This is a genomic window from Paenibacillus qinlingensis, from assembly GCF_013204845.1.
Classification (GTDB): Bacteria; Bacillota; Bacilli; order Paenibacillales; family NBRC-103111; genus Paenibacillus_E; species Paenibacillus_E qinlingensis.
Window position 1 is genome coordinate 42,598 of sequence record NZ_JABMKY010000005.1, and the last position, 21,388, is coordinate 63,985.

Annotated in this window: 13 protein-coding genes; 9 read left to right on the forward strand and 4 right to left on the reverse strand. The window is 44.0% G+C overall.

The window, feature by feature from the left end:
• Positions 1 to 12: 12 nt before the first annotated feature.
• Positions 13 to 1,065, forward strand: coding sequence for a zinc-binding dehydrogenase (locus HQN88_RS12285; RefSeq protein ID WP_173111736.1), 1,053 nt, complete (start codon positions 13 to 15; stop codon positions 1,063 to 1,065).
• Positions 1,066 to 1,131: 66 nt separating this feature from the next.
• Here HQN88_RS12285 and HQN88_RS12290 read toward each other — a convergent pair whose 3' ends face one another.
• Positions 1,132 to 2,718, reverse strand: coding sequence for a glycoside hydrolase family 3 protein (locus HQN88_RS12290; RefSeq protein ID WP_173111739.1), 1,587 nt, complete (start codon positions 2,716 to 2,718; stop codon positions 1,132 to 1,134).
• 98 nt (positions 2,719 to 2,816) lie between these two features.
• Positions 2,817 to 5,204, reverse strand: coding sequence for a helix-turn-helix domain-containing protein (locus tag HQN88_RS12295; protein WP_173111743.1), 2,388 nt, complete (start codon positions 5,202 to 5,204; stop codon positions 2,817 to 2,819).
• A gap of 299 nt (positions 5,205 to 5,503) precedes the next feature.
• On the opposite strand from HQN88_RS12295, the gene HQN88_RS12300 reads away from it, so the two are divergent.
• Complete coding sequence (locus HQN88_RS12300) at positions 5,504 to 6,601, forward strand: SGNH/GDSL hydrolase family protein (RefSeq protein WP_173111746.1); 1,098 nt, start codon at positions 5,504 to 5,506, stop codon at positions 6,599 to 6,601.
• Positions 6,602 to 6,617: 16 nt separating this feature from the next.
• Here HQN88_RS12300 and HQN88_RS12305 read toward each other — a convergent pair whose 3' ends face one another.
• Positions 6,618 to 7,406 carry a helix-turn-helix domain-containing protein gene (locus HQN88_RS12305; protein ID WP_173111749.1) on the reverse strand — a complete coding sequence of 263 codons (789 nt, stop codon included), beginning with the start codon at positions 7,404 to 7,406 and terminating at the stop codon, positions 6,618 to 6,620.
• A gap of 159 nt (positions 7,407 to 7,565) precedes the next feature.
• Between HQN88_RS12305 and HQN88_RS12310 the strand changes: the two genes are divergently transcribed.
• The 3 genes from HQN88_RS12310 to HQN88_RS12320 are packed head-to-tail and all read left to right on the forward strand — an operon-like array spanning position 7,566 to position 12,612.
• Entirely contained in the window at positions 7,566 to 9,008 is a 1,443-nt protein-coding gene (locus HQN88_RS12310; RefSeq protein WP_173111752.1) for an L-fucose/L-arabinose isomerase family protein, read from the forward strand.
• Positions 9,005 to 11,485, forward strand: coding sequence for a hypothetical protein (locus HQN88_RS12315; protein WP_173111755.1), 2,481 nt, complete (start codon positions 9,005 to 9,007; stop codon positions 11,483 to 11,485). Before HQN88_RS12310 ends, HQN88_RS12315 begins: the two co-directional genes overlap by 4 nt.
• Positions 11,486 to 11,514: 29 nt before the next feature.
• A complete protein-coding gene (locus tag HQN88_RS12320; protein WP_173111758.1) occupies positions 11,515 to 12,612 on the forward strand; it encodes an SGNH/GDSL hydrolase family protein in 1,098 nt (365 codons plus the stop codon).
• A 92-nt stretch (positions 12,613 to 12,704) separates the two neighbouring features.
• Here the strand turns inward: HQN88_RS12320 and HQN88_RS12325 are convergent, their stop codons facing one another.
• Entirely contained in the window at positions 12,705 to 13,697 is a 993-nt protein-coding gene (locus HQN88_RS12325) for an AraC family transcriptional regulator (RefSeq protein WP_173111761.1), read from the reverse strand.
• A 174-nt stretch (positions 13,698 to 13,871) separates the two neighbouring features.
• Here HQN88_RS12325 and HQN88_RS12330 point away from each other — a divergent pair, with 174 nt between their 5' ends.
• The 4 genes from HQN88_RS12330 to HQN88_RS12345 all read left to right on the forward strand — a co-directional run bounded on the left by HQN88_RS12330 (position 13,872) and on the right by HQN88_RS12345 (position 21,371).
• Positions 13,872 to 17,159 (forward strand): alpha-L-rhamnosidase, encoded by a 3,288-nt coding sequence (locus HQN88_RS12330; protein ID WP_173111764.1) that lies wholly within the window; start codon positions 13,872 to 13,874, stop codon positions 17,157 to 17,159.
• A 158-nt stretch (positions 17,160 to 17,317) separates the two neighbouring features.
• Positions 17,318 to 19,120: a sensor histidine kinase gene (locus HQN88_RS12335; RefSeq protein WP_173111768.1), complete on the forward strand. Its 1,803-nt coding sequence runs from the start codon at positions 17,318 to 17,320 to the stop codon at positions 19,118 to 19,120.
• Between the two features lie 11 nt (positions 19,121 to 19,131).
• Positions 19,132 to 20,193 carry a response regulator transcription factor gene (locus HQN88_RS12340; RefSeq protein ID WP_173111771.1) on the forward strand — a complete coding sequence of 354 codons (1,062 nt, stop codon included), beginning with the start codon at positions 19,132 to 19,134 and terminating at the stop codon, positions 20,191 to 20,193.
• Positions 20,194 to 20,408: 215 nt separating this feature from the next.
• Positions 20,409 to 21,371 carry an ABC transporter permease gene (locus HQN88_RS12345; protein ID WP_173111774.1) on the forward strand — a complete coding sequence of 321 codons (963 nt, stop codon included), beginning with the start codon at positions 20,409 to 20,411 and terminating at the stop codon, positions 21,369 to 21,371.
• Positions 21,372 to 21,388: the final 17 nt, after the last annotated feature.

A 21,388-nucleotide genomic window follows, 5' to 3' on the forward strand; every position in this document is an offset into this window, starting at 1 on the left:
AGGCAGGTAGAGATGACGACGATTCATGCCATCGTATTTGAAAGTGCTAACAAAGTGGGCTTCGGTACATTTACATTACCAGAAATGACAGAGAATCAAATGCTTGTAAAAACACGATATACCTTCGTTTCAAGCGGTACGGAAACACGCGTCTTGGGTGGTCACTATGGTGCAGCTGATAAATTCCCATTAATTCCTGGGTATGCGGCTGTTGGTGAGGTGGTCGCAATAGGCGGGAATGTAAAGGGTTATCGTGTGGGTGACCTTCTCAGCTACAATCCACAATCGGGTCCGAAGGACATCAATTCGCAATGGGGAGGGCAGGCGAGTATGCATCATGTTGGGGTAGAAGATAAGCCTATTCTACTGCCAGCAGGGTCCGATCCCTTGGACTATGTTGTTAGTCAGGTAGCGGCGATCAGCTTGCGTGGAGTCATGGCGGCGCAGCCACAGCGTGATGAATGTGCGGTGGTCATCGGGCAGGGAGTCATTGGGGCTTTCTCTGCGGGACTTCTAGTCAACCAAGGATGTCGGGTAATTGCTGTAGATCTTGCGGAATCCAGACTTGAACGTTCCTTACGTTATGGTGTTCACGCTTGTGTTCAGGCCACTGACCCAGATGCTGTGGAACGCATACTTGCCTATTGTGATGGCGGTGCCAATATCGTTATTGAAGCTTCAGGTTCCACGCAGGGGGCAACGCTTGCTCATAAGCTGATTCGCCGGACACCGCATGTGTATCGGGATCTGAATACGTATTATGTAAATCCAATTTCAGGAATTGTCGGTCATTGGCCGCGTATCGTCTATCAAGGCACGTACATAAATAAACTAAGCCTTGATCCAAGGGTTGATTTGAATTCGGAAGGTGTTCTTCTTCTCATGCCCGGTGACCGTGGGAATGAAGACCGATTGAATGCTGTTGAAGCCATTCGGAGAAAAGTCATTGATCCCCGACTTTATATTGATCGCATTGTTCCTTATACGGAAGCGCCATCAGCTTATGAACAATTGTGTTTGCATCCTAATGACGTCTTCTCCGTCGTATTCGATTGGGCTCAATAACGTTTAAAGAGAAAGGCCGACCAAGTAACAGTTTAAGCTGTTAACTTGGTCGGCCTTTTGTATACATTAATCGTGGGCAATCAGGTTTCTATTCATCGGCATTTTGCCTGTAATCGCCTGTAACAGATACTCGGCTGTACAGTCGATATCTCCATACGTATTCACGATGGTGTCGATGGAAGCCTCATATTCCTTATGAACGAAAGGATGGAAGTGGGAAACGAAGATAATCGGCGTATCAAATTTCGTCCACCCGCCCATCATGTTTCTCGCTATTTCGTCATGCAGTCGAACAACATTCAAGCCGTAGCTAAGGCGGCTGCCGATTGAGCAGATGATGACGTCGTACACATTTCCGGCAACAGCGTGGAATAAGGCATCAGGACCGGGATCGACCCATTGATCGACAGAATGGGAGTATTGTCCGATTTCTCGCTTCATTCTTTCCAGCAGTGCCTCATAACGGTCGTAATTATTCATAATAACAACATGTAGAACCTTGGTCTCAGGTAAGAGTGGATAGGGTAGCAATCCTTCTCGATCTCTGACCAACGTAATGCTTTGTTTGACAACGCTTTCGGCTAATGCTGCATGTGCTGTTTTATCTGGTATCACTTTGTTAGAAGCAAACAGCGTTTCTTCGAAAAGACCAAATTGCTCTTTGAGCGACACAATTCTGCCAGCTCGATCTCGGAGTGTTTCCAGTGATAACGTACCGCTATTGAATCTACGTTCCATCTCCGTGTAGAATCGTTCGTCCATTCTTGGAAATAGCAGCATATCGCAGCCGTTCGTCAAAGCCGCAGCACAAGCATCGTAGTAGTTCATATAGCCGACAACTCCGCCCATCTCAATAGCGTCCGACACGACCAATCCTTCGAATCCCATCTCATGTCGCAGCAAATCAATCAGCAGCTTTTTCGATACCGTTGCAGGTGGATAGAGTCCGCGCTCATCCGGTTCGTCAAAAGCGGGGAAGGCAATATGCCCTGGCATTATCGTCATTGCTCCCTGATCGATCAGGCTTTGGAAGACGCGTCCCGGCCCGTTTCTCCATGCGGCTGCATCCAGTGGAAGGCGCGGTGTCGTCAAATGTTGATCCCAAGAGGAATAACCATCACCGGGAAAATGCTTAATTGTAGCCATCATGCCATGATCTTGCAGCCCGCTCATATAAGCCCTAGCAATCTTAATGGCCTGATCGGGATTCTTGCCTGCGCTGCGCATGCTAACAACAGGACTATCAGGATCAACGGATAAATCGGCCACTGGCGAGAATGTCCAATTATAGCCAAGATCTCCTGCTTCGATTGCAGTGCTTCTCCCCACTTCATAAGCGAGTTCTGCCGAGTTGGCCTGACTTAACCCCATCATGTAAGGGAACTTCGTTGCGCCTAGGATCATATTGCCAGGACCGCATTCGAGATCACTAACAATAAAAGGAGGGATGCTGCAATTCTGTTTGAAACCTTGGATAACGTGCTGTAATTCTGTCCGTTCCATTGGATGAAAGAACATGGCTCCGAATTCTTCTACGCGCTCCTTGCTAACCATACCATAAGTTGGGCAGCATACTTGATTCAATAACTGTCGGAATGAAAGTGACTCAATTAAGCTCTTGGCACGTTCCGTTTGAATGATCTTATATTTCATTGATAGGCCTCTTTCGTTTGTTGTTGGTTCTCGGTATGCAGGGATGTAGGGAAGTAGGGATGTAGGGATGTAGGGATGTAGGGATGTAGGGATGTAGGCTACGTTTCTAACTCCGTGTTTTGAGTTTTTAATTGTTTGACATTGCTTTTTAAGGCGTATTCTTTAGGGGTTATGCCAAAATGCTTTTTAAATAAACTAAAGAAATACGTTTCGTTTACTACGCCTACTTTTTCTACAATTTCACGTACGCTGATTTCATTCTGGGTTAAGTACTCGGCTGCTTTGGCCAGCCTTGTTTCATTAATAAAGTCGGCAACGGAAACATGCATGGCCTCCTTAAAGAGATTGCCCAGACGTCTTTGAGATATTTTCATAATAGAAGCAATGGATGCTAAACAGAGGGAGGGGTCTTGGAAATGTGTCTCGATGTACTCCGATACCGTTTCTACGACATAATGATTTACTTTAGGGGTTGTTCCTCCTGGCTCTGTTTGCATAGATTCTCGAATTGCACCAATGATCGTTTCGTAGATACTGTTTAAAGTCTCTTTCTCCATAAGCTGAAGCGAAAAGCTAGAGAGATCAATCATAAGCGAAGGAGTTTCCGGGTCTGAACTGAATTCTAACGTTTTCTTTGTCGTTTCTAATAGCCGGAATGTTGAAGCAAGAGCATTATAATAATTGAGTTGACCAATACTGTCGAATAGTCGTCTCATAGCTTCCTCAATATGGGCTAAGTTGCGTTTACGAAGGGCATCCTGCAAATTAGTTTCTAGATTCTTGGCGTATCCTGTTTTAGGATTATTCTCGTTAAGAAGCAAGGCTCTGGCATCGAGAATAGCATTATGGCCATAGTTAAAGCGATAGACAGTTTGATCCAAGGCTTTATTATAGAGGCTATGTAAGGAATCGATGGTTCCAGAGATAGGACTGAGGGACACTGTAAACGTAATTTTGTAAAACTGCTGGACATACTGTTGCGCTTCTTGAATCAATAATGTCACAGAGCTTTCAAAATCGTCATGCTTATCTGGAAGGCTAAGAATTAAAACAACGTGATCATCCTTTAAGTCAAGACCTTCATTAATATAGGTTCGTGAAATCCATTCTGAGGTGATGTTAATCATCGCATAGCGTATTGTTTCCTTATCTTTGGAAGAAAAGCTGCGCTGAAAATCCTTGTAATTGTCTATTTTCAGAAGTAAAACGGCATAAGATTTGTCTAGTGGCAAAGCTATCTTCATTTCATGGAAAATACGTTCCAGCTCAGGTGTATCCATTTTCAAATTCTCCGTAAGTATGCGGTTTAACCAGTAGTGCTTCATCACATCCCCGTATTGGTAGATTTGTTTGTCGTAGAGCTTCAATGTTTCCATGGACTGCTTATAGACATAATCCAAATAGGATATTTCATCGCCCTTGCTTCTTTGTTCGAATTTATGAATTCGTCCAGATGAAATCGTTTGCACGAGATTGCCGATAGGACCATAGATTTTACGGGAAATGCTGATGGAAATAATAATAGCCATCACAACGAAAATGAGTGTAATGAAGATAATACTCGTCTTAAAGCCTTGAATATACCCATATACCTCTAGCGTGGGCTGAATCTTCAATAACGTCATGTTAATACTATCCAGATACAGGTAGGTTATTAAATACTGCGTATCCATATATTTACTTTTGAACGAACTTTCAGTTTCTGAAGATGAAGATAAAGGTTCTTTGGTGTGACTTTCAACCTCGTCTTTTAACCATTTCAATTTAAGCGGATCTTCTCGATTATCATCTTCATTCATATAGTCCCCGTGCTGATCAAGGATATAAATGTTATTTCCTTGTTGCCGGTCAACCTTATTAATTTGCTTAATGTTGCCAAGCAGCCATTCGGGTTTCACATTAATAACCACAGCACCGTTCGGTTTGTCAGCGTTCATGTCCGTCTCATACATAAAATAGGAGAGAACACGTTCACTTTTGTTATCACTATTCACTACTTTGTGAATATCCCGAAAAATGGGCTTTAATTTGGGAAGTATTTGATTCGAATCAAATAACGCTAACAACTGAGGATCATCGAAAAAAATCGGTGAGCCGGCATTATAAAATTGATCGAGATTGCGGTTATATACACTGATCGAGTGAATGTAGGGATAAGAGGAAGTTAGTGAATTAACGACGTTATTAATACGTTTGATGACATCAACCATATTCTCCTGCTCGGCGTACATAATGGAAGTAATATCATTATTTAAATAGAGGGACTGCGTAAGTCGACTTATGGTTTCATTCATAATATTCGTATTGTAATTGACTTGGAGCAGGATTTTTTTACTGTTGTCGGATTCCTTGCTGATCATTAAGCTCTGTGCATTCCAATAAATGATGACAGACAGAATACCAACAATGAGCAGAACGGATGCGCTAATCCACAAGACGATCTTTAAAAGAAAGCTTTTGGAGGCAAATAAGATGTTTAATTTCATTAATTATCTTGGCTCCTTCCATGCCTTGTAGAAGTGAGAATAGCTTATATAAAAGTAAAAGTAAATATAATCTGCAAAACTTAAAGTAACCAACATAAATCATATAGCTCCTAAACAGGGCTCTATGCTCGTATTTGGACCTATTTCTAACGGAATGCAACCTCTTCGCTACAATTATCGGAAGTTTCGACGTAATTTACAGTATACATGCAAGCCTCTGTTAGCTACGTTTAAACTAGGGATTGGGCTGCATCTCAGGGGCTCACCACAATTGAAAATCACATGGAGATGAATGCAAAATGGAGACCATACAGGTTCGCAATCGATTAACACATGTCCGCAGTAAACTGCAAAAAGGAAAATTAACGTTGGGTTTCATCGGTGGATCTATTACAGGTGACAGCAGAGTGATGGCGAATTGGCCGGAACCAGTCGCGCGCTGGTTTGTAGAAACGTTTCCTCACGCACGTATCACTGTGGAGAATGCGGCAATTGGTGCGACAGGCAGCGATTTGGCTGTTTTCCGAGCACAGCGGGACTTAATCAACCATCAATGTGATCTGATTTTCATTGAATTTGCCGTCAATGACTACAATACACCTACTGAACAGCGGATGAGAGCAAGAGAGGGATTAATACGCAAGCTATTGGCAGATGGACGCAGTGAGCTCGTTTTTATCTATACCTACTCGCAGAGAATGTATGAGGACATGTCTCAGGGTAAGGTTCCTCCCAGCATCGCTGAATTCGAAGAATTAGCGGAACATTATGACATCAGCACGGTTTGGGTTGGACAGCATGCCTGGCAGGAAGTGAAGAGAGGCCGGATGACCTGGGACGAGTGGTTGCCAGATGGACTGCATCCTAAGCATCGAGGCAGTCTAAGTTATGGGCAGTGTGTGATTGCCTATTTAGAAAAAGAATTGCTAACAGCGCTCGATGAGGCGAGTGACGTAATCGATAAACCGCTCCCAACGCCGCTTAATCGTCATCATTGGGGGCAAGCGGATACGCTCTCATTCGATGAGGTTCAGCTGGAAGGTCCATGGATGACTAGACGCGCTGCGCCCCAGATGCCTTGGGTTGATCAGATATTAAGCACATCAGCAATTGGGGCTAAGCTTTCTTTTTCTTTTACAGGCAAGGGAGTAGCCCTAGCTTTCGACTTTGGCAAAAAGTCAGCTGAATTCACCTATCAGCTGGACGGGGGCCCTGCGATCACGACTTGTCGCGATCGTCCCGATTGGTGCGAGGACGGGGGTTGGTTCCGTATCTACTGGATCGCGGATGATCTCGAAGAAGGACTGCATCAGATAGAGCTGGAGGTTGTTCACGGCAATCGAGAGGATTGCGCAGGGACGAATTTTCATGTGGCTCTTATCGGAATTCTGAAGTAAGAGGTATGAAAACAGCTTAAGATTTCCATACCTGAACTTTCTCTTTCATATAGGTTGAAGGTAGGGTTCCGGTACATTTCTTAAACACTTTATTAAAATAGGATTGCTCGCAGAATCCGAGAAAATCGGAGATTTCTCCTACGTTCATTTGTGAGTTGGTTAACAGGTCGCAGGCGGCGGCAATGCGGATCTGCTGGATGTAGTCGATGACGGATAGTCCAGTAACTTGTTTGAAAATGGTACTGACATAATTCGGTGTACGATCTGCGTATTCAGCTAGTTCCGTCAAAGTAATCGTTCTGTGATAGTGATCGAGAATGTAGGCTTGTAGCAACATAACGATGCTATACGATTTGCCTTGTGTGGATTGCGACTCGATTTCTTCATTCATAACAGCAAGGATTTCAAGCAGGATGCTATGGCAAATTGTATGCGAATAGACGGATTTACGCAGCCAATGCTGAGTTAAAAGCGAAAATCTTTGCTTCATATAGTCAAAGTTAAAAGGTCTGGTTATGCAACGATTAGGTGTGATGAGCAGGGGAAGTCCATCCCCATCTCCTTGATAGTGAAAGTGCGCGACATACATATCATGCGGTTCTTTAGTTGGATTCATCGCGCTGCGCCAAACACCTTGAGGGACAAATAGAAGGTCGCCCTTCTGCATCGAAAAGATTTGGTCCTCAATTGTATAGCGGATGTTTCCATTCGTCATTAGGATGACAATATGATTGTTAGTCATACCCTTCGGTACATGCCAATTGGGTTCGCAATTCTCAAAATAGACGGCAACTGGTTGGATCATAATAGTCTCCTTTTATCTGTCTTTGTCAGGTTTGTAATCGTTCTCTTATTATAAACGAAATCGTAGAATTGTTGAAATAATTATTGTATTCTTCATTGTTTCAATAGACTGATTTTACTAAGCTTAAAGAAGAAAATGAAGTAAGGGAGATGAAGGGAAATGAGTAGTTTATTCCAAAAAGCAAAAGCACGCGTCGGCGTGATAACAGTGGGGCATGAGCCGTATTGGGCGCAATTTCCAGGATTGAAAGAGGAGCTTGAGGGCTACGGCCGTGAATTTGAGGAGATGCTTCGGAGGCAAGACGTTGAGGTGGTGTCGGCAGGCTTTGTCGATACGGTAGATAAGTCATTTACCGCATCCTCCTATTTGAAAAGCCAAGATGTGGATTTCCTATTTTGCTTCTTAAGCACATATGTGACGTCTTCGACGGCGGCTACCCCGATCCTGAACTTGTCTGTTCCAACGGTACTTGTTGCCTTGCAGCCAAGAAAGCGTCTTGATTATCGTAATACGACGACCTATATGCAGTTAGTTAACGATAATATCTGTTCACTCCCTGAAATAGGCGGTGTACTGGTGCGAGCGGGAAAACCTGCGGCTGGGATGATCGTAGGAACGCTCTATGATGATGAGCGTGCGATGAAGGAATTACAAGGATGGTGCCAAGTCGCTAATACGCGCAGAGCATTCAAATATGCCAAAATCGGCTATATGGGGCATACCTACGAGGGTATGTATGATATGAACTCCGATCCGACAGCGTTTACAGCTGCCTTTGGTTCGCATGTGCAAATGCTGGAGATGTGCGATTTAGCCAAGTTGGTCAATGGTGTAACGGCTAAGGAAGCGGCGGATAAACTGGATGAAATTAAAAGTGTTTTCAAAATATCCGATCCCTTTATCGATCCGGTAACAAGACCGATCAAGCAAGAGGATCTCGATTGGTCAGCTAAAGTTGCGGTCGGGCTGGATAAGCTGATTGTGGAAAATGGGCTAACAGGCCTTGCTTATTATTACCGGGGTCTCGACAATAACGAATATGAACGAATCGGATCGAATATGGTACTCGGCAACTCGCTGTTGACAGGCAAAGGAGTTCCGCTTGCCGGAGAAGCCGATTTGAAGACCTGCGCAGCGATGTTAATTATGGATCGTCTGGACGCAGGGGGATCATTTGCAGAGCTGCATCCTTGTGATTTCGTCGATGATATTGTGCTAGTCGGGCATGATGGTCCACATAATATTAAGATCAGCGACGGACAGCCAATTATTCGTGGATTAGATCTGTTCCATGGCAAAAGCGGTTCTGGTATCGGTGTCGAATTCAGTATCAAATCAGGTCCTGTTACTTTGCTCAGTATTTCACAAACAGCTGCAGGCAAATATAAAATGATTGCTACGGAAGGCGAATCAATTAAAGGAGAAATTCCGCAAACCGGAAATACCAATACACGCTGTAAATTTAATTACGGTGTTGCTGAATTCGTAGAAAGATGGTGTTCGGCGGGACCTACACATCACTTCGCGCTTGGGGTGGGTCATGTGGGTTCGAAGATTCGCAATGTTGCCAAGGTGCTGGGCATTGAGGTGGAAGTCATATGACAACCACCAGTAAACCAAAGCATTCCTTGCAGAGAGTTACACTGGAAATGAGCCTCAAGCCTTTCAAGAGTATGGCACCTGAGGCGATCGAAGCCGTATGTACGGAGGCAATCCGTCAATGGCTTCCTCTGATCGGCATGGCGGACAGCTGTTCCATGCTGTTGTGGGTCGCTGATGGAAGTGAGATTCTCGTCTGGGACGGCGATATGCACCGCGAGATCGAATGGGCTCGTTATGTGGGATACGCGAATGAGCAATTCTTCGGCCACCTTACAGAGGGCACTGATCCGCGAATCGCCCAGCCTTACATTAGCGAAACAGCAAAAATCACCTACGGTGATTTGCAATTCATAGTCGCTTCCTTTAAAAGAATTGCAGCCGAGCGTTATGGCATTCGCATGGAGGTAGGAGCTACTTTTGACGCTGGACCTGAATTTGCCTACTCCGATTTCAAATATAAGCTGCACCCGGAAATCAATCGCGCTGAAGTTGGCGGGCAATTCATCTCGCTGAAGGCGGACTATACCGTCGTGTGTGGATGGTCGAAGCTGAAAGAAGATAATGTTGCTTATGCAGCTTATCCTGATGGCATTCCCGAAGGCACAGCATTTGGTGAGTTTCTGGGGCGGCAGTGTGCAAGCTTTTTACCTGCATTAGGTTTTGATTATATTTGGTTTTCCAATGGATTTGCCTTGTCGTACTTTCCCTGGACGTATCTAGGAGCTAATTACGATGGTAAGCAGCTTGCCATGGCAGAGTACGAAGAATTATCGACCAAGATGCTGTCGTTCTGGGAAATATTCAAACAAGAATGCCCGAATTATCGAACAGAGATTAGAGGAACCAATTACGGTACAGGCATGGACCTAGCCAAGGACTGTATTCCATTACTTGATCTGTATGAGAGAAATTATGTTGAATTCCCACCGCCAAACTCACCATGGGGAGCGCTTAACTATGATTTCGGTTTGGAGTTAACAGGATATATGTCACGTATTGCTGTGCTGCCGAGTCAGACCTACCTATTCCGCTTCTATGCCAATGATCCTTGGTTCTGGCAAAATCCGTGGTGGGACCTCTATGATCGGGAACCGCATGATATTTATTGCCCGCTCACCGTCGCTCGAATTAATACGGAGGGGGAACTAGAGAGCCCGGGTGTCGTTCAAATTTTAACTATCGATTCGGAAAAAGGCGAGCTGGATGCAGATATCCCGATGGAAGTTATTCCTCATATTAAGAAGGCCTTCAAAGATGCACCCGACCAGCCGGGGATTTTAACTTGGTTGTACCCTTTTCGTGAACTGCACGAAGCAATGGCGGAATCTGGCGAGCATTCAAGCGAAGTGTTTTTCCATGATTGGTTTGTGCGCAATGCCATTAACCAAGGCTTGCCGCTGAATACGGTTCTTAGCACAGATGATTTTTTTGCAATGAAGGACAATACCTTGCTTAAGCTTCAAGATACGGTCTTGTTTACATCTGCCTCGTGGATTAAAGGAGCGAAAGTACAGCGAATCGTCGATTACGTCCGTCGTGGAGGCAAGATCATTTTCTATGGCAATGTCGAAGATCCTGCGCTACGGCAACTGTTAAATGTAAGAAGTGAGGAGGCGCTTGAAGGTACTTTTTCCGTTAACTTATCATTGCCAGAGGATACGATTAAGCATACAGAACACCTAAGTAGTAAGGGAACTCATCAACTGCACCATCACTCGCATATTTCAGGTGGAGGGTTAAGTGAAGTAGTCGACAACCTGGCTGACGGGTCTACGCAAGTGCATGCAAGTGTGAATCAGACGGGCACAGAACGTGTATTTAGTCTAACTAGAGCTTTACCGGAATGGGATGGAGGCAAAGTGGGTTGGGTACGCGGTTCGCTGCCATTCCAAACTGCGGGTATCACGCATTTGCCAGTCATGCAGGACAAGGAATTTGTGGATTCCTCCCTTTTCGTACGCTATCTCCTGCAGCAATTCGGTTATTCCTTCTACCAATTGAAGGAGGAGATCGCTTCTGAATCGGCGCTTATGTTCATAACACGGCATGATAACGCATTCATCCTTACCGGCTGTAAGCAGGATACTTCTGTTGGGCTTCAGCTACGTTTCCCTGATGGCGCCCCGGTGATCATCGGACATTCTGTGATGATTGGAGAAGGAGCGGCTACTTATGCACTAGATCGAACTTTCCATGATGAATGCCGAATTTTTGTTAATCAGAAGCAAACATCTCGCATCACGTGCAGAGAAAATCAGCCCTATCCAACCGTGAAGAAGCAAATCAGCACAATACGCAATCTTAGTGTTTACAATCTTATTGAGGCAGATGTTACCATTTACCCACCTCTTGCGCAGCTACAAGACGGCGTCGTTGAAGTGAAGAATGGCGAACACTTTTTGGATGTATCCGGCAAGATTGTTGGGAATTGCATAAGACTATCGAAGATTAGCGGGAACATTGATATTTCATGGTAGGTTCTAATCGTTTAGGACGGTGAAAATAGATGAATGTATCAAGGAAGAATGAGATAGAGAATCTGGATCGAAATATGAAAATAGATGTGGCTATCAACAGCGACTGGGAATGGCACTCTCCTAGCAGCGAACCATTTCGAATAACAGGTTTGCCGTGGTTTGAACAAGATGGGGTATATCGAAGACTGCCGCTCCAACCAAGTCATCCGATTCGATCAGAGGTAGATCGACTTGCGAATTATACAGCTGGCGTGCAAATTCGGTTCCAGTCCGATTCACCGAAACTTTCTGTGAGGGTCGTTTTGGCGGACAAGGCAACTATGTACCAGATGCCTGCCACTGGTCAATGTGGTGTTGATTGCTACATCGGTGCAACGGGAAATCAACGGTATATAAATACCACTCGCTTTGATCAGTCGAAAGAGGAATACGAATCCATCCTCTTTGAATCCCTGTCGTGGGAAATGAGGGATATCACGCTTAATCTTCCGCTATATCAAGGGGTGAAGGAGATTTGGATAGGTCTTGATCCTTCCTCATCGGTTGCTGGATTTCCTGGCTTCTCTAGCGGCAAGAAGGTTCTTATTTACGGAACCTCCATCACCCATGGGGCTTGTGCCTCTAGGCCTGGTATGGCCTACCCCAACATTTTAAGCCGAAAATTACCGATTGAAATTGTGAATCTCGGTTTCTCCGGGAATGCACAAGGGGAGCCGGAGCTTGCCCATTTGATCAGCCAAATTGATGATCCCGCGTTGCTTGTTCTGGACTATGAAGGTAATGCGCCAAGTCTAGAACGGTTTCAGGAGTCTTTGCCTGAATTTATTGGAATTTATCGTTCCCGTCATCCTGAAGTTCCCATTCTCGTTATCTCGCAGATTCGATTTGCGAAGGAAGCCTTTGATGACAAGATGTTTCGAAGTCGTGAAGATCGCAAAGGGCTTCAAATGGCCATCATTGAGCGATTGCAGCAGGAAGGGGATGCTAATCTTCACTTCTTTGACGGGGCAGAGTTGTTAGGTGCGGATTACCAGGAATGCACCACAGATGGTATTCACCCTTCCGATTTAGGGTATTATCATATAGCGGAAACACTTAGTCCTATTTTTCGTAAACTGATTTTCTAACAGCGTTAGTAAGGAACTATTAACGTAAAAAGTGGCTGAGCCAGGATCAACATCCTGCTTAGCCACTTTTTCTATGTAGTCATAAGCGGCCTCTATTTGCTATTTTTCCTGAATTGATTAGGTGAAATGCCATAAACTTTTTTGAATGTCCTAATAAAATGCGTGTTATTTTCAAAGCCAATAGATTCACTTATATTTTGAACTTTTAAATCAGAAGAGGTAAGTAGTTCAATGGCTTTATTTAATTTTATTGTTTTGATGATATCTAGAAAAGTTTGGCCAGAGGTAGCTCTAATGAGCTTGCTTAAGTACGATTCGGTGAAATGAAAAGTACTCGATAATTCTCCTAAGGTTACTGTTTTATAGTGATCTTGCACATAGGCTAAGATCGAAAGCAACTTATCATTCTTCGTTACACTTTTGGGTAATTCGACTTGACTTTCATAATCCCGTAGCAAATAGCTGAAAAAAAGCATGAGCAAGTTAAATAGGATATTCGCGGTATATTTTTTGTTGTTATGTTGTTCAACATATAACTTGGAAAGGATTTCTTTGAGATTGGGATCTCGATTTGTTCGAAAAATGATGTAATTATTGTATTCCTCTGTATACAGGACTTTGATAAAGAATGCGGAGAGAACGGTTTCATGTTTAAGCATTTCTAGAAATGTTTCATTGAACGTACTTCTCTTTATCAATACATTTAGGATAATGCTATCATCAAATACCTCAATTGTATGTTCCACCTTGGGTGGGATGATACATAAATCACATTCACTTAGCTGAATAACTTCGCCATTAATCTCCTGGACGCAATGCCCCGCATATACGTAAATCAATTCGAAGAACTCATGCCGATGTTTGAAAAGGGGTGTAAATCTTTTGTGTTTTAGAATGATAATGTCTGTACGACCGCCCGAAGAAAAATAGTCTCCTTCTGTAAGTTCCTTGATAAGTTCCATGTCAGTGTTATCCATAAAAACTTGAAGCGCATTGCGATCCTTTTTGGCATCGTAATACTTACGATATACTAGCTCTTCTTCCGAATATGCTTTAAGCATGATGTCCAATTCAACTAGGTTCATTGTACGTAGCCTCCAAGAAGGTCATCTGTTAAGAAAAGGCTTTCAAAAGAATAACTATACCATATAAAAAAGTGCATAAAATGTAAACTTTTTAAGGTGAATGAGGTTAATGATTTTATTCATGGATTTCATTATCATGTAAATTAACTACAATGCATAGGGAGCAAATAGCATATGACGGGTTACCTGATTTCTGAAATTACGGTCATGAATGAAATTGAGCCTATGGGTTTAGATGAGAAAGAACCGGTGTTTGCCTGGACATTTATTTCAAATGAGAAGAACATGAAGCAAACGGCTGTAAGGATTACTGTGGGGGGGAAACCAACGGGTCTGGATATGTGGGACAGTGGTTGGATGGATACGGACTGTTCGATCGGAACTCCATATGCTGGAAGGGCGCTGCAGCCATGTACGGAATATTTTGTTACGGTAATAACAATGAACCAAACATCGGAAATCGCCGTTGCCTCGACCAAATTTGAAACTGGCTTGATGAATCCGACATTAGATGCCTGGAACGGGGCGAAGTGGATCGGTGCACCGGAATATTACGTTTGCAGCGATTCCATGGGCATTTTCTCTTTGAGAAGTACGATTACTATCGCAACAGGTGGAACTAGGGCAGGAATTGTATTTGGTGCTAATGATGCCAGACTGTTAAACAGGGAAAGAAATGAATCCTTCTTAGAAGGTGAAAACTATATTTCGTATGAAATCAACATCAGCAATCAGCCAGCAACGTTGGATATTTATCGGGTAGGCTATCACAGAGATGATAACAAACATGTTCCTTTTGCTTCAGTACCCATCGTTAACTTTGAAGGGGAAGAGAAAGGTCCGCTGATTACGGAAGCCAATCAATACGATCCTCATGAAATCAAGATCGATGTTGTGGGTAATGGGGCTTACGCGTATGTAGATGGCGTACTCATTGATGCCGTATTAAATCCTAGCTCCATAGGAACGAGAGTCATGGGGAGACAATTAAATCCGCTCGGGAATAACGACATCACAACCTTTCCGCGACTCAATGAAATTGGTTATTGGGTTGGTGCGGGAACAAGTGCGCACTTTGATGGTATTCGCTTAAGCTATTTGCGACACCCGTCTAATCAGTTTTTTGAAATGGATACCGACTGCGGAATTGATTTGGATGGAGATGGAACGGACTTAAGAGTGACCAAAAGTCCGGATTGCCATGCACTCCCCATGCTGCGCAGGGATTTTTCAGTCAAAGGACCGCTTAAGCAAGCGAGACTTTATGCGACAGCTAGGGGGATTTATGATTGCAGAATCAATGGCAGGGCGATTAGCGATCAGTATTTTGCGCCAGGTTCCAGCCAATTTGACAAACATTTGATATATCAAACTTATGATGTTATGGACTTGTTGTCTGAAGGTGAGAATGGAATTGGTTTCACTTTGTCTTCGGGCTGGTGGAACGGTTCTCAGACTTTCGTCCTGCAGAACTATAACTATTGGGGCGATAAAGAAAGCCTACTGGCACAATTGGTGCTGACTTACGAAGATGGAACATCGGATGTTTACGTAACAAATGAACACGAATGGCAGTATTACGGGGAAGGTCCTTACCGTTTCGCGGGCTTTTTCCAAGGGGAGCATTTCGATGCCAATTTGGCCTTCATTTATGAGAATTATTCCCAAGCGGGATTTGTCATAGATGGCATGAAAACGCCGGAGATAATAGAAGCTGTTCCTATCGGCGAATTCGATTCTAGACCTGAATTGTTCTTGCCTTGGCCAGCAGTTAATGAAAGCGAGCCAGAGCTCATTGGCCATTATCAAGCCCCGATCAGAAATGTAGAAACTTTTATAGCTAAAAGCATGACTGAGCCTGCTCCAGGTATATATATCTATGATTTGGAGCAAGAGATAGCAGGAGTTCCCGTACTTACATTCAGAGGTAAAAAAGGAACTGAAGTGCGAATTCGATATGGGGAAATGCTCTATCCGAATCTCGAAGCGTATGGAGAACTTTATGGGAGAATGCTACAGGTGAACCTGAGGGACGCTTCGAGCACCGATATTTATATGCTTCGGGGCGATGCAGATGGAGAAACGTATATACCGAAATTCACCTTTCATGGCTACCGCTATATTGAAATCACAGGCCTAGATGACGCGCCTGAATTAGAAGACGTTCAGAGCTACCTGCTTTCCAGTCTTTCCACGATGCGTGGTAAGGTGGAAGTAGATCATGAACTGGTAAACAGGCTAGTATCCAATGTGAAGTACAGCCAGTTGGGGAACTTCATCAGTGTGCCTACAGATTGCCCGCAGCGAAATGAACGAATGGGCTGGATTGGTGACGCACATGTATTCTTCCGTACCTCATCATACCAAGGGGATGTTCGAACTTTTTATTTGCGCTATCTCCAATCAGTCCGAGATGTGCAGTTGCCAGACGGAAATATCCCCAATATTGCACCTGTAGGAGGCGGATTCGGTGGCATCACTTATGGCAGTGGCGTTCACTTGATTGTTTGGGATATGTACCAACAATATGGGGATAAGCGTGTTATCGCAGATAACTATGAGGCTATGAAACGCTACACCACTTATTTGGAGAATAAAGGGATGCCGGGAGAGGTCTTTATGGGACCTATCGATGACTGGCTGGCTCCACAGAAAACGGATAGTCACCTGGTATGGAATGCTTTCTATGGTAGAGATGTTTATCTCATGTCGGTTTATGCTGAGTTATTAGGAGAACAGGACGACGCATCTTACTATAGGTTGAAGGCTGATGAGGCGAAGCTTTACTGGAATCAGACTTTTGTAGATGCGGCAACAGGACAAACTTTGAATTTGGACGGTACCGTGAATGATACGCAAGGCGGATATGCTATTGGGCTGAACTACAATATGTTTGACGAGACCGTTAAGCAGAAGGCTTTTGATAATCTGGCAAGAAAAACAAAGGAAATGGGATGCACCGTATCCACTGGTTTTTTCGGGACGGGTCCACTCAATCCGATGTTGAGTGAAGGCGGTTATTCGGAACTAGCTTATGCCATGATTACCCAAACCGCATACCCAAGCTGGCTGTATCCAGTAACGCAAGGAGCGACGACCATTTGGGAGCATTGGGATAGTTATACCGCCCAAAAGGGTTTTGGCAGACGCAATGCGATGAATAGTTTTAACCATTACTCCTTAGGAGCTGTGGTGGGCTGGCTTTATGAGTATGTACTTGGCATTCAGAGGGATGAGAGGCATCCAGGCTATGGTCATTTCACTTTGAGGCCTGATTTGACAGGATTTAGAAAAATGAATGGCGGATTTGACACTCCGTATGGCCGGATTGAAAGTAGTTATAACGTGGAAGAAGACAAAGCCACCTATCGTTGTGCGGTACCCGCTAATACCACAGCCACAGTGGTTCTCCCTGGTATCACAGAGGAAATAGGAAGCGGAAGCTATACATTTTACCTGTAACAGGAATGTTATCATGCTAAAGCCAAGCTGATTACTCAGTTTGGCCTTTTCAGATTGAACCCCCAAAAAAACTTTAACACATTTATCATTGAAATTATGAACTAAATCGTATACAACTATGGAAAGAAGTTATTATCGGTCGGGAGCTGTGAGTCCTCATGATAAAAAGGAAAGCGTTATCAATTAATGCGAAGCTCGTATGCATTATTTTATTTTTCCTATGCGTTCCCTTACTCGCTTTTGGCACCGTGTGGTATTCAAGCTCAACCGAGAGTATTGAGAAGAATGCGATAGGCTATAGTGATCAACTGGTTCGGCAAATTAATGGGCAGCTTGATTCTTATTTTGGGGATTTGCAGCGTGTGACCTATCCGTTGCTGCTGCATCCTCAAATTCAAACGTTCATGAAGCTGGATCCTAATGATCAATATGCACGTTTTGTTAATAATAAACAAATATCCGATGAGTTGTTTCCTACGATCGTGTTTGGTCGCACGGATATTTATGGATTATCCATCGTATCTAAGAACGGGATGGTGACAACCAATAATAATGCGATTGCTGCCAAGGCTAGCTATGATCTGTACAAGGATATGCTGACAGGCGACCAGAATTACAAGATTACGGGTTTGTCAGTGACGGAGTCTACAACGGTGCTGACCATTATCCGAAAATTTGTGGATACAATTTCTTATCAGTCGACAGGCATGCTGGTTGTACATGTAAGATTGAACGAGATTATTAAAATATGCGATAAAATTAAACTCGGAAGAAGTGGTTTTGTATGGATTATGGACCAAGACGGTAAGGTCGTGTATCACCCCGATAAGGAAAAGTGGGGAAAGGCCGTCAACCTGCAGAACATACCGTTGACGCAGAATGAGCCAAATGGGTACTCTGTCGTCATGATTAACGGCATCAAAAAGCTGATCCTTGCCGACCGTTCTCCTTTGACCGGGTGGACACTTGTTTCGGAAGTGCCGCTGAATGAACTGAATGGCGATCTTGTTCGCTGGCGTAATGTAACGGTTTGGGTGGGGTTGTTGCTGGTTAGCTTGGCCTTATTTTTGGTGGGAGGCTTCTCTGTGTATCTTACGCAATCGCTGTCGCATTTGCGGCGGTTGATGCGCCGAGCGGAAGAAGGGGACTTACATGTCCGTGCGCCAGAGAAACGGAACGATGAAATAGGGGGCTTAAATCGAAGCTTTAATCGGATGGTTGAAGAAATCCAAAGATTGATTGGTGAGATCCAACATTCTCGGCAAAAAGAGATTGAGATGGAGCTGCGGCAACGAGAATCGGCACTTCTCGTCATGCAATCCCAGATCAATCCACATTTTCTATACAATACGTTGGAAATCATAAATTCGTATGCCATTATTGAGGGAGTTAAACCGATTAGTCGAATGGCAACTTCCTTAGCCGATATTTTCCGCTATAGTATCGGTCATCCACAGCAATCAGTAACACTGAAGGAGGAGCTTCGTTATATTAGCACCTACCTTGAAATTCAGCAGGAGAGATTTAAATCGCTACGCGTAGAACTAAAGATACATGATGAGGATATCCACAGCGTATTAGCGCTTCGGCTCATGATTCAACCTCTTGTAGAAAATGCCTTCAAGCATGGTTATGAACGTCATCGAATCAAGCCTACCTATATTGGCATTATAGGAGAACATTCAGAGGAAGGTTATTTGCTTCGGATTGTGGATGAGGGCAGAGGCATGGACAATGAGCTGAAAAATGAGTATAATCAAGCGTTTAATAGCAATGAGATTAATTCTCATAAAGATTCGGACGTACGAACAGATGGCTCTTCGGAGTCGATCGGACTTTGGAATGTGCATCAGCGAATTCGCCTCTCCTTCGGATCGCCTTGTGGTCTTTATATTGCCAAGTCGAATGAGACGGGAACCATCATAGAACTGATGCTTAAATACACTACTGACAACAAATAAGGAGGCCGAACATGTATAAGGTGCTCATTGTAGACGATGAGATTATGATTAAACGCAGTTTAGCTAAGCTCATCGCCGAAAGTCCCTATGGCTTTGAAGTCATCGGTGAAGCTGATGATGGTATGGAAGCGCTAGCACTATGTGAGAAGCTGCGTCCTGATCTGCTGATTACCGATATCTCGATGCCAGTCATGGATGGGTTGGAGCTGATTCGAGAGGTACGTAGAAGGAAATGGGACATGGATACCATTATCATTTCCGGGTATGATGACTTTGCTTATGCGCAACAGGCGCTTCGGCAAGACGTTACCGACTACTTGCTCAAGCCGCTTAAAGAGGACCAGCTATACGAACTTCTTGCAAGCATCGATGGCAAATTCAAGGAAAAATATAAATTAGCTACAGGTAGAAGCCAATGGGTAAAGCAATCCAAAGCGCGAAGCGAGGCCGTATCGGAGCAACTATGGGGGTTAAACGAAGAAGAGGCACTGCGGCTTATGGGCGATATGGTTCAAAAGCTTAGGGAAGAGGGTGCTTCCAATGAGGTCGCTCGAAGTTGTACGGAAGATCTGTTGACCATGGTCGAGGTGGAACTCCAGCATCGCTCAGGCGGTGGCATGTCCGAGTTGAGCAAGCCGTTTCTGACAGGGGGGAATGACATGCCGATGGAGGGATGGCTCGCTCAAGCAAGAGGCTGCGTGCAAGCCTTGGCGGATATGGTTAGATCCTCCAGAAATTGGGGTCAGCGTCAATCGATTGCGAAGGCGATTGAATTTATTGTTCAGAATTATGCCAATGAGGATATCTCCTTGCAGAAAGCTGCGGAGAAGTCAGGGATGTCACTGTCTTATTTCAGTCGCTGTTTTAAAGATGAACTAGGACTAAGCTTCACTGATTTCGTTATTAAGCTGCGTATGGAGAAAGTGAAGGAGTTGCTGAAGGCTCCAGGTATAAGAACCTCAGACGCCGCTCTGGCGGTTGGTTACGAGGATTATCCGCATTTTGCGAAAACATTCAAGAAGTATTCTGGCTTGTCACCCAATGAATACAAAAAAAGAGAGATTAGCTCCTAGCTAATTGTTAACTAAGCGAACCATAGGGGACCGTTCTTAACTGAATGGTCCTTTTCATTTGAAAACGCAACCAATTACAATATTAAAACACAACTTTCGCAAGAGATCACATGGTCTTAGCACCTTGTAACCGTATACAATAAAGTTGTAATTAAGGCAAAATAAAAAGCCTACAGAGGGGCTAACACAAGAATACGGAGAGGAGAAATGAAGCAATGAATGTCAGTGAAGAGAGAATTGGGGCAGAAGCAGCTGGGCTAACGGCACGGCCGTCAGTGAAACCCAAGCTGTATGTCGTTAAATATTGGCAGATCTATACGATGGTACTCCCTGGACTTATTTTCTTTATTTTATTTAAATACGTACCTTTAGCGGGCATCATCATTGCCTTTCAGGATTATAGCGTGTTCACAGGGATTTTGGGCAGCAAATTCGTCGGAATGAAACATTTTATCAATTTGTTTACGTATCCGGAGTTTCTGAGGGTGATAAAGAATACATTCTTAATTAGCATCTATCAACTTGTCATCGGATTTCCAGCTCCAATCATTCTGGCACTTCTCATGAATGAAGTAAGAAAGATCTTTTTCAAAAAAATCATACAAACCGTGTTGTACCTGCCTCACTTCTTATCATGGGTCATTATTGGGGGGCTTGTCATAAACTTCCTGTCACCGACCTCAGGCATGCTGAACGATGTGCTTCACATGATGGGCAGGGAACCGATCTTCTTCATGCAAGAGCCTAACTATTTTCGCACAATTGTCGTGACCTCAGGGATTTGGAAAGAAGTAGGCTGGGGCACAATTATTTATCTGGCCGCACTAGCAGGCATTAACCCAGAGTTATATGAATCTGCCGAGGTGGATGGCGCGAGCAAGTGGGTGCAAGTGATCAGTATTACACTACCTTCACTACTGCCTACGATCATGGTGCTGCTCTTGCTTAGGATTGGTAACATTCTCGATCTTGGCTTTGAGCAGGTTTACATGCTGATGAATCCGCTTGTCACTTCTACAGGTGAGATTATTGATACCTATATTTATCGTATCGGCTTACTTGGTGGCCAATATAGCTATACAACGGCAATCGGGCTGTTCAAATCCGTCATAGGTTTCATTTTAGTTGTAGGAGCGAATCAGCTCAGTAAAAAAACAACCGGCAATTCGATTTATTAAAGGAAGGAGGCTCTTCA